The organism is Variovorax sp. Varisp41, from assembly GCF_047325085.1.
GTDB lineage: Bacteria > Pseudomonadota > Gammaproteobacteria > Burkholderiales > Burkholderiaceae_C > Variovorax.
In genome coordinates, this window is record NZ_CP168541.1 from 1648181 (window position 1) to 1662839 (window position 14659).

The following is a 14659-nucleotide window of genomic DNA, read 5'->3' on the forward strand; positions in this document are numbered from 1 at the left end:
CGTCTACCTATCATATAGGGTGAGAGCTTGCGACCCACGCGGGCGCCCCGTTCAATCGGGCCATTGATTACCGGCCGACCGAACGAACGAGACAAGCATGTGGAAAGACGATGACGAGCTGTTCCAGCTCATGAAGACCAAGCTGTTCCCCGCCGTCGTGGGCGACATCCTCGACACCATGGGGCTCTTGCGGCAGTTCCTGCCGCCCGCCATCAGGCCGGTGGAGCGCTCGATGGTGATCGCGGGCCGCGCGATGCCGGTGCTCGAGACCAACTGCTTCGCGCGCACCGAGCCCGAGGGCAAGACGCCGCTGAGCCGGCAACCCTTCGGACTGCTGTTCCAGGCGCTCGACGATTTGAAGCCCCACGAGGTCTATGTCGCGACCGGCTGCGCGCCGCAGTTCGCACTCTGGGGCGGGCTCATGACGACACGCGCCCAGCACCTGAAGGCGGCGGGCGCGGTGCTCGACGGCTATTCGCGCGACACCAACGAGGTGCTCGAGTTGGGCCTGCCGGTCTTCTCGCTCGGCGGCTATTCGCAGGACCAGGGCCCGCGCGGCAAGGTCGTCGACTACCGCGTGCCGGTGGAGATCCAGGGCGTGCGCGTGCGTCCGGGCGACATCGTCTTCGGCGATCAGGACGGCGTGCTGATCGTGCCGAAGGAGGCCGAGGTCGAGGCCTTGCGCCGCGCGCTCGAGAAGGCCAGTACCGAGAACGCGGTGCGCACCGCCATCCGCAACGGGATGAGCACGGTCGAGGCCTTCGAAACCTTCGGCGTGATGTGACGGGACCGCCTCGCCTCTCTCTCGTACCCCGCCGCCCATTCACAAGGAGACTCAGATGTTCGATTCGATGTCGCGCCGGCAACTGCTGGCGGTCGCGGCCGGTGCCGCCATGGCCGGCCTGTCCGGTGCCGCCGTGGCGCAAAGCGCCGCGGAAATCCAGAAGAAGGGCCAGCTCACGGTCGGGCTGCTCGTGGACTTTCCGCCCTACGGCACCACCAATGCGCAGAACCAGCCTGACGGCTATGACGCCGACGTCGCGCGGCTGCTGGCCAAGGACCTCGGCGTCAAGCTCAACCTCGTGCCCGTCACCGGGCCCAACCGCATCCCGTTCCTGCTGACCAACAAGGTCGACCTGCTCGTGGCCTCGCTCGCGATCACGCCCGAGCGCGCCAAGCAGGTCGACTTCTCGGCGCCCTATGCGACCGCCACCGTGATCCTGTACGGCGCGAAGAAGGTCGACATTAAGAGCGCGGCCGACCTCAAGGGACGGCGCATCGGGGTGGCGCGCGCGAGCGTCCAGGACGTGGCGCTGACCGCCATGGCACCCGAGGGCACCGAGATCCGCCGCTTCGACGACGATGCCTCGGGCATGCAGGCGCTGATCTCGGGCCAGGTCGATGCGATCGGCTGTTCCACCACCGTAGCCGCGCAGATCGCCAAGCGCGTGCCGCCCGACACCTACGAGAAGAAGTTCACCGTGCGCGAGCAGGTCATGGCCATCGCCATGCGGCCCGGCCAGGCCGAGCTCAAGAAGACGCTCGACGAGTTCGTCGCGCGCAACCGCGCGAACGGCGAGCTCAACAAGCTCTATCAGAAGTGGCTGGGGACGGACTTTCCGGTGATCGCGGCGTCCTGAGAGCGTCGACCCGACGAGCGCGGCACGCGCCGGTTTTGCGTTAGGGTCGAGGCATGAACCCAGCGTCTGTCTCGCCCCTTCTCGTCGTCAGGAGCCTGAGCTTCGCCTACCCCGGGCGGCCCGCGCTCCTGTCCGCCTGGAACGCCAGCGTCGGCGCCGGGGTGACCCAGATCCACGGTGACGACGGCAGCGGAAAGTCGACGCTGCTCCGGCTGCTGGCGGGGAAGCTTCGCGGCGAAGGCCAGCTGGACCTCGCTGGAGCGCGCCTGGACGAAGACCGGGACGCCTATGCCAGGAACCTGTTCTTCGTCGACCCGGAGACCGACGCCTTCAATGAGATCCCGGCGACGCAGTGCACCGCATCGTTGAGTGCCGGCGACCCAGGCTTTGATGCATCGAAGTGGCAAGCGCTCGTGGAGGGCTTCTCCCTGACGCCGCACCTCGAGAAGCCGATGTACATGCTCTCCACCGGGTCGAAACGAAAAGTCTGGCTGGCGGCGGCACTGGCCTCGGGGCGTGCACTCATCTTGCTCGACGAACCCACCGCGGCGCTCGATGCCAACTCGATCCGCTGTCTGTGGCGCACCCTCTCCGAGAGCGCCGGCCGGTCCGACCGCGCGATCGTGATCGCAAGCGCCGAACGGATCGAGGCGGTGCCGCTCGCGGGACTGATCGAACTGCCCTCATCCTGAGGCCAGCTTTCGGTAGCCAGCGCGGCCCGAACACCGGCATCGCGGTTGACAACCCCACGTTTGGGGGATGCGACGAGAAACATGCGCCCCCGGGCTTTTGCGAAAATCCGCGCATGCTTCTTCCTCCTTCGAGCGGTACGGACCGCGCACAGGGCCTTGCGGCGCGGCTTGGCTGCACAGTGGCCGAGCACTGCGAACCCTATGGAAAATCCAAGCCCGCCGTGTTGGGCAGCCTCTCCGGGCTCGCGCTGACGCTCAAGGAATTCGGTGGGCGCTGGGACCGGGTCGAACGGGTCTACGTGTTCGCCAACTGGCCGATGCTCGAGGCGGCGCTCGAGTACTGCGTGAGAAACAAGGACGAAGCACGCGCGCCGGTGTGAACGAAGGGGCCGTGCCAGAGGCCCGCGCACCCGGTCAGAGCTGTCCCTCGATCGATGCCTTGTCGATCACCGACCACACCTCGCGGATCCGCTGGTCGGCGACCTCATAGAAGACGTTCTCGGCGAACGCGATGCGCCGGCCATTCACCGGCAGTCCCATGAACAGGCCCTTGGGCGTGCATTCGAACGCGAGCCGGCTCGCGATGCGGGGCGGCTCGCTCACGAGCAAGTCGATGAGGAAGCGCAGGTCGGGGATCTGCGCGAAATCGGTCTCGAGCATCTCCCTGTAGCCCGCGAGCCCGAGCCGGACGCCGTTGCGCCGGACGTCGTCGTGCACGAAGTCGCCCAGGCGCGCCCAGTCCTGGGCGTTGAGGCAGTCGATGTAGTGGCGGTAGAGGGTGGCGAGGTCGGAGGCGGTCATGAACGCAGCATAGGAGCCGGCATGCGCCGCGTCTCGTGCCTGGCGGCGAATCGGCGCATTTGCCAGCAGCGCGCCGGCCGAACTCCCCGGGCCTTCAAAGTGTGACGCAGTTCTCATTCCGTGCCGGTCAGCCCGCGATGGTCTGGTTTTCCCTAGGAATCTGGCAATGTTAAGCGCTTGCGCAAGCGCTTACGTCGTTGAAAAATGCCTCCAACGGCGGTGAATGCCGTTTTCAAGGAGGCAAGAGTGCTAATAAAGATTCGCCACGCCGCGGCGTGCATCGCCGTCGTGTTCGCCCACGCGGCGATACCCGGCGCCTTCGCTGCCCAGCCCGTCATCGGCCTGGTCACGAAAGCCGACACCAACCCCTACTTCGTGAAGATGAAGGAAGGCGCCAAACAGGCCGCGGACGCCGGTGGCGCGAAGCTGCTCACGGGTGCCGGCAAGTTCGACAACGACAACGCCGGTCAGGTCACGGCCATCGAGAACATGCTCGCGGCGGGTGCCACGACGCTGCTCATCACCCCGAGCGACTCGAAGGCGATCGTGCCGACGATCAAGCGGGCGCAGGCCAAGGGCGTGATGGTCATCGCGCTCGACAGCCCGACCGATCCCATCGAGGCCAGCGACGCGCTCTTCGCGACCAACAACTACACGGCCGGCGAGTTGATCGGCCGGTATGCGAAGGCGGCACTCGGCGGGAAGCCCGCGAAGATCGCGACCATCGACCTGTTCCCCGGGCACCCGGTGGGCGCGCAGCGGCACAACGGCTTCCTCGCGGGCTTCGGCCTGCCCGGCGTGGCCGATGCCAGGAGCAACCAGCTGTCGACCGCGCCCGAGGTGGTCTGCATGGCCGACAGCTACGGCGACCAGCCGCGCGGGCAGACCGCGATGGAGAACTGCCTGCAGAAGTCTCCCGACATCAACCTCGTCTACGCGATCAACGAACCCGCCGCCGCCGGCGCGTACCAGGCGCTGAAGAAGGCGGGCAAGGATAAGGGTGTCGTCATCGTCGCGGTCGACGGCGGATGTACCGGCGTGAAGAACCTCAAGGCCGGCATGATCGACGCGACCTCGCAGCAGTATCCGCTGCGCATGGCGAGCCTCGGCGTCGAGGCCGGCATCGCCTTCGCGAAGACCGGCAAGAAGGCCAGCGGCTACACCGACACGGGCGTCACGCTGATCACCGACAAGCCCATGCCCGGCATCGACAGCAAGGACAGCGCCGTCGGCCTCGGGCTGTGCTGGGGCGCCAAGTAGGCGCACGCGCGAGCACCCGGCCACCGTTCACCCGTTTCTTCCTCCAGCCGCCATGGCTCGCATGGCGGTCGGGCGCAGCCATGCCGCACGCAGGGCACCACCGCCAACCACGAGGCCGCCATGAGCCATGCATCCCCCACTTCATCGTCGCTCGGCCGAACGGCCGGCCCGTCGCCGGGCCCGAGCCTGCGGCATCGCCTGCCCCGGCTGTCCTCGCTCGGACCGGTCATCGCGCTGCTGCTGGCCTGCACCTTCTTCTCGTTCCAGAGCGATCGCTTCCTGAGCGTCGAGAACTTCTCGCTGGTGCTGCAGCAGGTGATGGTGGTCGGCACCATCGCCATCGGCCAGACCCTGGTGATCCTCACGGCCGGCATCGATCTCTCGTGCGGCATGGTGATGGCGCTCGGCGGCATCTTCATGACGAAGCTCGCGACGGCCGCCGGCCTCGATCCCTATCTCGCGATCGCCTGCGGCATGCTGGTGTGCGTGGCCTTCGGCCTGCTCAACGGCCTGCTCGTGACGCGGGTACGGCTGCCGGCCTTCATCGTCACGCTCGGCACGATGAACATCGCGTTCGCGATCACGCAGCTCTACTCCAATGCGCAGACCGTGACCGATCTTCCGTCGCCGTTGACCTGGTTCGGCGGCACGGTGTCGATGGGCGGCGTGGAGATCAACTACGGCACCGTGCTCATGCTCGGCCTCTATGCGCTGATGTGGTGGGTGCTGCGCGACACACGGCCCGGCCGTCATGTCTATGCGGTGGGCAACAACCCCGAGGCCACGCGCCTGACCGGCATCTCCACCGATCGCGTGCTGCTCGGCGTCTACATGGTCGCCGGCCTGTTCTACGGCATCGCGGCCCTGCTGTCCGTGGCGCGCACCAGCGTGGGCGACCCCAACGCGGGGCAGACGGAGAACCTCGACGCCATCACGGCCGTGGTGCTCGGCGGCACCAGCCTGTTCGGCGGGCGCGGCCTCCTCCTGGGCACGCTGCTCGGCGCGCTGATCGTGGGCGTGTTCCGCAACGGGCTCACGCTGATGGGCGTGTCCTCGGTCTACCAGGTGCTGATCACCGGCGTGCTGGTGATCCTCGCGGTGGCCACCGACGAACTCTCGCGTAAGAAGGGATGAACATGAACGCCAGAACACCTCCCCCGCTCGTGATGCAGGCGCGCGGCCTGGTCAAGCGCTACGGCCAGGTCACGGCGCTGGACGGCGCCGACTTCGACCTGCGCGCCGGAGAGATCCTCGCGGTGATCGGCGACAACGGCGCGGGCAAGTCCTCGCTGATCAAGGCGCTGTCGGGCGCGACCATTCCGGACGAGGGCGAGATCCTGCTCGACGGCCGGCCCGTGCAGTTCAAGTCGCCGATGGATGCGCGCCGCAAGGGCATTGAGACGGTGTACCAGGACCTCGCCGTGGCGCCCGCCATGACCATCGCCGAGAACCTGTTCCTCGGCCGCGAGCTGCTGCGCGACAGCCTGCTGGGCCGGCTGTTCCGCATCATCGACAAGAAGCGCATGCTGGCCGAAGCCGAGGCGCACATGAAGCTGCTGCAGATCGGCATCCGCTCGATGGTGCAGGCGGTGGAGACGCTCTCGGGCGGCCAGCGCCAGGGCGTGGCGGTCGCGCGCAGCGCCGCCTTCGCGCGGCACGTGGTGATCCTCGACGAGCCCACGGCCGCGCTTGGCGTGAAGGAGGGCAACATGGTGCTCGAGCTGATCCGGCGCGTGCGCGACAAGGGGCTGCCGGTCATCCTGATCAGCCACAACATGCCTCACGTGTTCGAGATCGCCGACCGCATCCACATCGCGCGGCTCGGCCGCCGCGCCGCGGTGGTCAACCCCAACGCGATCGGCATGAGCGACGTGGTCGCGGTCATGACCGGTGCGAAGCGGCCCGAGGACCTCCCCGCGGAGGCACTGGCTTGAGCAAGATGCATCCAGGGAGCTCCCCGTTCGAGGGAATAATCGTGTCCGCCCGGCTTTTGGCGCCGGGCGATCAACAGGAGCAGCTTCCCCTTGCCAACCATGAACGACGTCGCGCTCGCGGCGAAGGTCTCCACAGCCACCGTGTCGCATGTGCTGAACGGCACCCGCGTGGTCCATCCGGACACGGTGCGCGCCGTCGAGGCGGCGATCGCCAAGGTCGGCTACACGCCGAACATCCTCGCGCGCTCGCTGGCGCGCTCGGCCTCGAGCACGATCGGCGTCGCGATCGCGGCGGTGTCGAACCACTACTTCTCGGGCACGGTGCATGCGATCGAAGCCGAGTGCAGCCGGCTCGGGCTGGCGATGCTGTTCGTGGACACGCACGACGATCCGGCCCAGGAGCTGCGGGCCATCAAGACGCTGCACCAGCGCCGCGTGGACGGCATCCTGTTCGCCCCGGCCGCCGATCCCGAGCGGCGGGCGCTGAAGTACCTGCAGGAAGCCAATGTGCCCACGGTGCTGGTCGATCGGCTCATGTCGACGGACTTCGACCAGGTCGGCGTGGAGAACGTGGCATCGACCGCGCAGATGGTCGCGCACCTGGTCGGGCATGGCCACCGGCGCATCGGCTTCGTCTCGGGGGCGCCGGAGCTCTCGACCTCCATGGAACGCCTGCAGGGCTACCGCGACGCGCTGGCGCAGGCCGGGCTGCCCTGGGATGCATCGCTGGTGCGCGAGGGGCAGTCGACGATCGGGCCGGCGCGCGAGGCGGTGAAGGCGCTGCTGGCGCTGCCCGAGCCGCCCACGGCCATCGTCTCGGCCAACAACCTGATGACCATCGGCGTGGTCAGCGCGATCCGCGAGGCGGGCCTGGACATCCCCGATGCCGTGGCCGTGGTGGGCTTCGACGATTTCGACTGGGCCGAGTACTTCGAGCCACGCCTCACGGTCATGGCACAGCCGGTGCAGGACATCGGCCTGCGCGCGATGAAGCTGCTCAACAAGCGCATCAAGGCGCCCGACGGTCCACGGCAGACCGTTCGCCTGGCGCCGACCTTCATGGTGCGCCGTTCCTGTGGCTGTGCCTAGCCGACGCTGACCGGCGCGCCATGCGGGGAGCGATCCCCGTATGAGCACGAACGTTTCGCTGGGGATCGATCTCGGCACCTCCGCGGTGAAGGTGCTGCTGCTGGACGAGGACGGCACGGTGCTCTGCCATGTCGACAAGCGCCTGCCGATCTCCCGTCCGCAGCCCGACTGGTCGGAGCAGCATCCCCGCCAGTGGTGGGCCGCCGTGCGCGAGGCGCTGGCCGACCTGCGCAACGCCTGTCCACGGGCCTGGCCGTGCATCGCCTGCATCGGCCTCACGGGCCAGATGCACGGCGCGGTCGTGCTGGACCGCGACGACCAGCCGATCCGCCCGGCGATGCTGCACAACGACGGGCGCGCGGTGAAGGAAAGCCGGGAGATCGAAGCCGCGGTGCCGCAGGTGGCGGCGATCGCCGGCAGCCGGCCGATGGCCGGCCTCACCGCGCCCAAGCTGCGCTGGATGGCGCGGCACGAGCCCGAGCGCTTCGCCGCCATCGACTGCGTGCTGTCGCCCAAGGACTACCTGCGGCTGCGCCTGACCGGCGAACGCGCCACCGACGTCTCGGATGCGGCGGGCACGCTGTGGTTCGACGTGAAGCGGCGCTGCTGGAGCGAACCGCTGGTCGCGGCCAGCGGCCTCGCGCTCTCGCAACTGCCGCGCGTGCGCGAGTCCACCGAGCCGGGCGCGATGCTGCTGCCGCAGATCGCGGCCGAGCTCGGCCTAGCGGCCGGCGTCGTGGTGGCTGCCGGCGGCGGCGACACGCCGGTGTCGGGCCTGGGCATCGGCTCGATCGAACTGGGCGACGCCTTCGTCAACCTGAGCACCAGCGCATCGATCGTGGCCGTGACGGGCCACGCCGCCATCGACGAGGCGGCATCGATCCACGCCTGGTGCCATGCGCTGCCCGGGCGCTGGTACCAGATGGGCGCGATGCTCTCGGGCGCGAGCTGCCTGCGCTGGATCAGCCGCGTCGTCGGCGAGCCCGACGAAGACGCGTTGCTGCGCGTGATCGAAGGCAACATGGCACGAGGGGGCCATCCCGCGCAGGCCTTGCATCCGGCACAGGCGCCCCTCTTCCTGCCCTATCTGTCGGGCGAGCGCACGCCGCACAACGACGTGGATGCGCGCGGCGTCTTCTTCGGCCTGTCGCACGACACGAACGCCGCGCTGCTCGGGCACTCGGTGCTCGAAGGCGTGTGCTTCGGGCTGCGCGATGCCATGGCCGCGATCGAGTCGACCGGCACGCGCATCGCCTCCCTGGCCGTCGTCGGCGGGGGCGCCCGCAGCATCTACTGGACCGAGATGCTCGCCAGCGTGCTGGGCAAGCCGGTGCACCGGCTCGCGGGCGGCGAACTCGGCGCCGCGCTGGGCGCCGCGCGGCTGGGCTGGCTCGCGCTCGGCCACGACCCACGGGCCGTGTGCAGGCCCGCGCGCGTGGTGTCGCGCCACCAGCCCGACGAAGCGCTGGCTTCGATGTTCGACACCCGCTACCGGAGTTTCCGCGACATGTACCGCGTCCTGGCCCCCCTGTTCGGCGCGCGTGCGCAGGCGCTTTCTCCCCGCTTCATGGAGTCCGTGCAATGAGCATCGCCACCGCCTTCGCTCCCGTCGCCCGCGCCACGTACGCGCTAGCAGGCGCACCGCATCTGCGCGAGCCGCACGAGGCCACCTTCGAGCACGCACTGCTGCGCGACCCGGCGCTGGGCTTCGAGACCGCGCCATCCAGCGGCATCGGCTGCCTCGTGCACGGCGCGCCGTCGCGGCTGGACCGTTGGCACTACCACGACGAATACGAGCTGCACCTGGTCGTCAAGACCCGGGGCAAGGCCTACATCGGCGACGAGATCGTCGATTTCGCGCCGGGCTTCCTCGCGCTGATCGGCCCATCGGTGCCGCACCATTTCGTCTCCCACGACGTACCGGCGGGCGGCGTGGCCGTGCGAAGCCTGGCGATCCAGTTCGGCGACGATGCCTTGCGCCAGGCGGCGGGCCTGTTCCCCGATCTGGGCGAGGCCTTGCGCCTGCTGGAGCGGGCACGCCACGGGATCGAGTTCGCGGGCATGGGGGAGGAGATCCGCGAACACTTCCACCGCATCCGGGCCTACCGCGGCCTGGCGCGCTTCGCGGAGCTGGTGGCACTGCTGAGCTATCTCGCGACCTGGCCCGAGAGCCATCCGCTGTCGATGGACCGCGCGCTCCCGCGGCCATCGCAGGAAGTCACCGAACGGCTGTCGAGCCGGATCGACAAGGTGGTCGGCCACATCTGCGAGCACTACATGGAAGACCTCACGCTGGGCGGGATGGGCGAGCTCGCGGGCATGGGCGCGCAGACTTTCTCGCGCTCCTTTCACCGGGTGATGGGCTGCACCTTCGTCGAGTTCGTGACGCGCACGCGCATCACCAAGGCATGCCACCTGCTTCGTCACACCGACCAGCAGATATCGAGCATCTGCTACCAGGTCGGGTTCAACAACATCTCGAACTTCAATCGCCACTTTCGCCGGCTTCGCGGGATGACCCCGGCGGCGTACCGCAGCGACAAGGCATTCCTCCAATCGGCCGGCGCATAGCCGCAACCAGCGAGCACTCCATGCAAGATCTTTCGTCTCCCTTCACGGGGAGTCCCCGCGGCGTGGCCGGACTGCGCGGCGTCACCAAGCAGTTCGGCGGCACGGTCGCGCTGAGCGACGCGTCCTTCGACCTGATGCCCGGCGAGGTGCTGGCCCTGCTGGGCGAGAACGGCGCGGGCAAGAGCACCTGCGTGAAGCTGCTCGCCGGCGTGCACCAGCCCACGCGCGGCGAGGTGCACGTCGGCGGCGAGCCGGTCACGCTGCGCTCGCCGCTCGATGCCCAGCGCATGGGCATCGCCGTGATGCACCAGCACCCGGGGCTGTTCGCCGATCTCTCGGTGGCCGAGAACCTGTTCATGGGGCGGCAGCTCAAGAGCCCGTTCGGCGCGCTCGACCATCGCCGCATGCATGCCGAGGCCGAGCGCCTGCTCGAGACCGTGGGCCTGTCGTGCGCGCCGCGCACGCCGCTCGGCCGGTTGCGCAGCTCCGAGCAGCAACTGGTGGAAGTGGCGCGCGCGCTGTCGGTGCAGGCCCGCGTCCTGATCATGGACGAACCCACCGCCGCGCTGACCACGCGCGAGGTCGACCGGCTGTTCGAGGTCGTGGCGCAGCTGCGCACCCGCGGCGTGGCGATGATGTTCGTGGGCCACCGCATGGAGGAGATCTACCGCGTGTCGGACCGCGTGGCGGTGCTGCGCGATGGCCGCATCGTCGAGGTCGCGCCGGTGGCCGACATGCCGCACGACCGCGCGGTGCGGCTGATGATCGGGCGTCCACTGGCGGACCTGTATCCGGCGCTCGCGCCGCCGGCTGGCCCGGTCGTGCTCGAGGTGGAGCAACTCGGGCGCGACGGTGCGTTCGAGGACGTGTCGTTCGACCTCCAGGCCGGCGAGATCCTCGGCATCGGCGGGTTGGTCGGCAGCGGTCGCACCGAGATCGCCCGCGTGCTCTTCGGCATCGACCGGCCCACCAGCGGGCACATCGTGCTGGCCGGCGAGCGCCGCGTCTTCGCCTCGGCCGCCGAGGCGATGGAGGCGGGCATCGCCTACGTGTCGGAGGACCGCCTGGGCCAGAGCCTGGTCATGGACTTCGGCATCCTCACCAACGCCACCCTGGCGGTGCTCGACCAGGTCAAGCGCGCGGGCCTGGTGAACCGCGAGGCCGAGCTGCGCGCGGTCACGCCGCACCTGGACCGCCTGCGGCTTCGCTACCGCAGCTACGACCAGCCCATCAGCGACCTCTCGGGCGGCAACCAGCAGAAGGTGGTGCTGAGCAAGTGGCTGGCGACCGGCCCGAAGGTGCTGATCCTCGACGAGCCCACGCAAGGCGTCGACGTGCAGACCAAGGCCGAGGTGCACGCCATGATGGCGGACCTGGCGCGCGGCGGCATGGCGATCGTGATGATCTCGTCGGAGCTGCCCGAGCTGCTGGGCATGAGCCATCGCGTGCTGGTGATGCGCGAGGGGCGCATGTCGGGCAGCTTCGACCGTTCCGAGGCCACGCAGGAGTCGGTGATCTATGCGGCCACCGATGCGGGGCGGGCGAGCGCGGCCGCATCGGCGGCGCCGCGCGTCGACGTGGCGATGCCGACCCCCGTGGCCACCGCCGGACGAAACACCGCCGCGCGGCGGCTGTCCGCCGCACTCCCGCGGCGCGAACTGGGCCTGCTCGTGGTCATCGCGGCCGTGGTGCTGGGCGTCTCGCTGCTGAACCCGCGCATGCTGAGCGCCAGCAACCTGAGCGCGCTGGCGATGGATGCGGGGCTGCTGCTGATCGTCGCGCTGGCGCAGATGCTGGTGCTGCTGACCCGCAACATCGACCTGTCCGTCGCCTCGGTGGTCGGGTTGTCGGCCTATGTGGCCGCGGCATTGATGCGGGCGCATCCCGAGCTCGGCACGGCCGCTGCCATCGGCGCGGCCGTGGGCGTGGGCCTGGCCTGCGGGCTGGTCAACGGCGCCATCGTCACCTATGGCGGCGTGCCGGCCATCGTCGTGACCCTGGGCACGCTCGCGATGTACCGCGGGCTCGACAGCATGCTCGCGAGCGGCAGCCAGGTCAGCGCCGACCAGGTGCCGGCGTCGTGGCTCGAGGTGTCGAGCCGCGCGGTGATGGGCCTGCCGGCCACGGCCTGGTTCGCGCTTGCCGCGGCGCTGGCCGTGGGGCTCGGCCTGCGCTATGCGACCGTGGGCCGCGACGTCTATGCGATCGGCTCCAACCCCGATGGCGCGCGGCTGATCGGCATCCCGATCGGGCGCCGCGTGCTCGCCGTGTTCTGCATCGCCGGCATGCTGGCCGGCTTCACCGGCGCGATGTGGGCGTCGCGCTACGCGACCATCGATTCGCGCACCGCCTTCGGCTTCGAGCTCACCGTGATCGCCGCCGTGGTGGTCGGCGGTGTCGCCATCCGCGGCGGCTCGGGCACCGTGCTCGGCGTGGTGCTGGGGGTGGTGGCGCTGCTGCTGATCCGCAACGGGCTGGTGCTGCTGCGCATCGATCCCTTGTGGCTGCAGGCCGTCTACGGCCTCGCGATCCTCGCCGCCATCACGATCGACGCGGTCGTGACGCGGCGCGCCAACCAACCCCGGCGCGTGACCAGGAGCCTCGCATGAACCGCTTCGTTCGATGGCTGGGCCGCGCGGCCGGCTGGGAAGGTTTTCTCGCGCTGCTGGTGCTGTTGGTGGCGGCCTACGGGTGGGCCCGCGTGCCGGGCTTCGCCACCTCGTTCAACCTGTCGCAGATCGCGGCGGGCGTCTCCGAGAAGGCGCTGCTGGTGCTGCCGATGGTGCTGTTGATCATCGCGCGCGAGATCGACCTTTCGGTCGCCAGCATCCTCGGCCTGTGCAGCGTGGTGCTGGGGCTGCTGCTGCGCGCCGAGGTGCCGCTGGCCGCCGCCGTGGCCGCCACCTTCGCGGTGGGCGCGGCCGCCGGCGCGATGAACGGACTGCTCGTCACGCGGCTGCTGCTGCCTTCGCTGGTGGTCACGCTGGGCACGATGGCGCTGTTCCGCGGGCTGAGCTACATCCTGCTGGGCACCGACTCGGTCAGTGAATTGCCGGCCCTGCTGACCGATTTCGGGGTCGACAACGTGCCGGGAACGGCCGTGCCCTGGATCTTCGTTCCCTTCCTGCTGCTGGCTCCCGTCTTCGCCGTGTTCCTGCACCGTACCGCGACCGGCCGGCGCATCTATGCCATCGGCGGCAATCCCGACGTGGCGCTCTACACGGGCATTCGCGTGGCGCGGCTGCGCATGGGCATGTTCGTGGCGAGCGGGCTGGTCTGCGCGCTGGCCAGCGTGGTGCTCACCGCGCGGCTGTCGAGCGCGCGCGCCAGCAACGGGCTGGGCTTCGAGCTCGATGTCATCACCATCGCGCTGCTCGGCGGCATCAGCGTCTTCGGCGGGAGGGGGCGCATGGGCGGCGTCTTCTGGGCCCTGGCGCTGGTGGCGTTGATCCGCAACCTGCTCGCGCTGAACCAGACCGGCGGCGACGCGCAGGGCCTGGCCATCGGCTTCCTGCTGATCTTTTCGCTGTTGCTGAGCAACGGCATTCGCAGGCTGGCGAACACCGCGTTCGCGCGACGGCTCGTCCAGCGCTTTTCCAACCGCCGGATCGAAGGACCGGTTCCCTGAGGAGACAACCATGACACTGAAGAAGACCCTCGCTTGCTGCCTGATCGCCTGCGGCTGCATGGCCGCGGCCCTGCCGGCCTCGGCGGCCGACCCCGCGTGCCTGAAGGCGCCGGGCACCATCGGCTTCCTGCCGAAGATGGACACGGACCCCTACTTCCATGTGGCGCGCCAGGGTGCGCTCGAGGCGCAGAAGGAGATCGGCGGCAAGCTGATTCAGCAGGCGCCCTCGACCGCCACGGCCGATGCGCAGATCGAGTTCGTGAATGCGCTGGTGGCGCAGAAGGTCGACGTGCTCGTGGTCTCCAGCACCGACGCGAACGCGCTGGCACCGGCGCTGCGGCGCGCGCGTGCCCAGGGCGTGCGCGTGATGACCTACGACTCCGATGCGACCAAGGAGGCGCGCACGCTGTTCATCAACCAGGCGCGTTCCGACAGCCTGGCGCTGCAGATGCTCGACAGCATGGGCGCGTTGATCGGCTACAGCGGCGAGTTCGCGATCCTGTCGAGCACGCCCACCGCGACCAACCAGAACACGTGGATCTCCGTGATGAAGGCGCAACTCGCGAACAATCCCAAGTTCGCGCAGATGAAGCTGGTGCAGGTGGCCTACGGCGAGGAGAGCGAGCAGATCAACCAGCAACAGGCGCTGGCACTGGCCGAGGCCTTCCCGAACCTCAAGGGCATCCTGGTGCCGGCGGGCATCGGCCTGCCGGCGGCGGCGCGCGCGCTCGAGCAATCGGGCGGCATCCAGAAGATCAAGCTCACGGGCGTCGCACCCGCGACCTTCATGAAGAAGTACATCGAAGCCGGCTCCGCGCAGGACATCTGGTGGAACGTGAGCGACCTCGGCTATCTCGCCTACCACGCCGCACAGCAACTGGCCCAGTGCAAGATCACCGGCAAGAAGGGCGAGAGCTTCACGGCGGGCCGCCTGGGCAGCTACACCATCCTCGACAACGGCGAGATCGTGCTGGGAGAGGCCGAGATCGTGACGCCGAAGAACCTGCAGAAGTTCAAGTTCTGAGCCGGTCCGGCCGCGGTGGG

14 protein-coding genes are annotated in these 14659 nt (G+C 69.2%); 13 read left to right on the forward strand and 1 reads right to left on the reverse strand.

Translation table 11 applies throughout. The features are described from left to right. Nucleotides 1-97 precede the first annotated feature (97 nt). The 4 genes from ACEN9J_RS39005 to ACEN9J_RS39020 all read left to right on the forward strand — a co-directional run bounded on the left by ACEN9J_RS39005 (nucleotide 98) and on the right by ACEN9J_RS39020 (nucleotide 2712). Complete coding sequence (locus ACEN9J_RS39005) at nucleotides 98-784, forward strand: RraA family protein (protein ID WP_203207963.1); 687 nt, start codon at nucleotides 98-100, stop codon at nucleotides 782-784. 55 nt (nucleotides 785-839) lie between these two features. Beyond that, nucleotides 840-1640 carry a transporter substrate-binding domain-containing protein gene (locus ACEN9J_RS39010; RefSeq protein WP_209547073.1) on the forward strand — a complete coding sequence of 267 codons (801 nt, stop codon included), beginning with the start codon at nucleotides 840-842 and terminating at the stop codon, nucleotides 1638-1640. Nucleotides 1641-1693: 53 nt separating this feature from the next. Continuing rightward, nucleotides 1694-2332 carry an ATP-binding cassette domain-containing protein gene (locus tag ACEN9J_RS39015; RefSeq protein WP_261216350.1) on the forward strand — a complete coding sequence of 213 codons (639 nt, stop codon included), beginning with the start codon at nucleotides 1694-1696 and terminating at the stop codon, nucleotides 2330-2332. Between the two features lie 113 nt (nucleotides 2333-2445). Next, nucleotides 2446-2712, forward strand: coding sequence for a hypothetical protein (locus ACEN9J_RS39020; protein ID WP_261216351.1), 267 nt, complete (start codon nucleotides 2446-2448; stop codon nucleotides 2710-2712). A gap of 34 nt (nucleotides 2713-2746) precedes the next feature. Here ACEN9J_RS39020 and ACEN9J_RS39025 read toward each other — a convergent pair whose 3' ends face one another. After that, complete coding sequence (locus ACEN9J_RS39025) at nucleotides 2747-3133, reverse strand: ester cyclase (RefSeq protein ID WP_261216352.1); 387 nt, start codon at nucleotides 3131-3133, stop codon at nucleotides 2747-2749. Between the two features lie 204 nt (nucleotides 3134-3337). Here ACEN9J_RS39025 and ACEN9J_RS39030 point away from each other — a divergent pair, with 204 nt between their 5' ends. The 9 genes from ACEN9J_RS39030 (at nucleotide 3338) to ACEN9J_RS39070 (ending at nucleotide 14639) form a co-directional block, all read left to right on the forward strand. Continuing rightward, nucleotides 3338-4393, forward strand: coding sequence for a sugar ABC transporter substrate-binding protein (locus tag ACEN9J_RS39030; protein WP_413765108.1), 1056 nt, complete (start codon nucleotides 3338-3340; stop codon nucleotides 4391-4393). A 120-nt stretch (nucleotides 4394-4513) separates the two neighbouring features. Beyond that, entirely contained in the window at nucleotides 4514-5527 is a 1014-nt protein-coding gene (locus ACEN9J_RS39035; RefSeq protein WP_413765109.1) for an ABC transporter permease, read from the forward strand. Between the two features lie 2 nt (nucleotides 5528-5529). Then, on the forward strand, nucleotides 5530-6327 hold the full coding sequence (locus ACEN9J_RS39040; RefSeq protein ID WP_261216354.1) for an ATP-binding cassette domain-containing protein: 798 nt from the start codon (nucleotides 5530-5532) through the stop codon (nucleotides 6325-6327). Nucleotides 6328-6426: 99 nt separating this feature from the next. Further along, nucleotides 6427-7416 carry a LacI family DNA-binding transcriptional regulator gene (locus ACEN9J_RS39045; RefSeq protein ID WP_413765110.1) on the forward strand — a complete coding sequence of 330 codons (990 nt, stop codon included), beginning with the start codon at nucleotides 6427-6429 and terminating at the stop codon, nucleotides 7414-7416. Nucleotides 7417-7456: 40 nt separating this feature from the next. Further along, on the forward strand, nucleotides 7457-9001 hold the full coding sequence (xylB, locus tag ACEN9J_RS39050) for a xylulokinase (protein ID WP_413765111.1): 1545 nt from the start codon (nucleotides 7457-7459) through the stop codon (nucleotides 8999-9001). Continuing rightward, nucleotides 8998-9987, forward strand: coding sequence for an AraC family transcriptional regulator (locus ACEN9J_RS39055; RefSeq protein WP_413765112.1), 990 nt, complete (start codon nucleotides 8998-9000; stop codon nucleotides 9985-9987). The genes xylB and ACEN9J_RS39055 overlap by 4 nt, the downstream gene beginning before the upstream one ends. Before the next feature lie 20 nt (nucleotides 9988-10007). After that, nucleotides 10008-12596 carry an ATP-binding cassette domain-containing protein gene (locus ACEN9J_RS39060; RefSeq protein ID WP_413765113.1) on the forward strand — a complete coding sequence of 863 codons (2589 nt, stop codon included), beginning with the start codon at nucleotides 10008-10010 and terminating at the stop codon, nucleotides 12594-12596. Then, complete coding sequence (locus tag ACEN9J_RS39065; protein ID WP_413765114.1) at nucleotides 12593-13615, forward strand: ABC transporter permease; 1023 nt, start codon at nucleotides 12593-12595, stop codon at nucleotides 13613-13615. Before ACEN9J_RS39060 ends, ACEN9J_RS39065 begins: the two co-directional genes overlap by 4 nt. Nucleotides 13616-13625: 10 nt before the next feature. Continuing rightward, nucleotides 13626-14639, forward strand: a complete 1014-nt coding sequence (locus ACEN9J_RS39070) for a rhamnose ABC transporter substrate-binding protein (RefSeq protein ID WP_413765115.1) — start codon at nucleotides 13626-13628, stop codon at nucleotides 14637-14639. The last annotated feature ends 20 nt before the right edge of the window (nucleotides 14640-14659 follow it).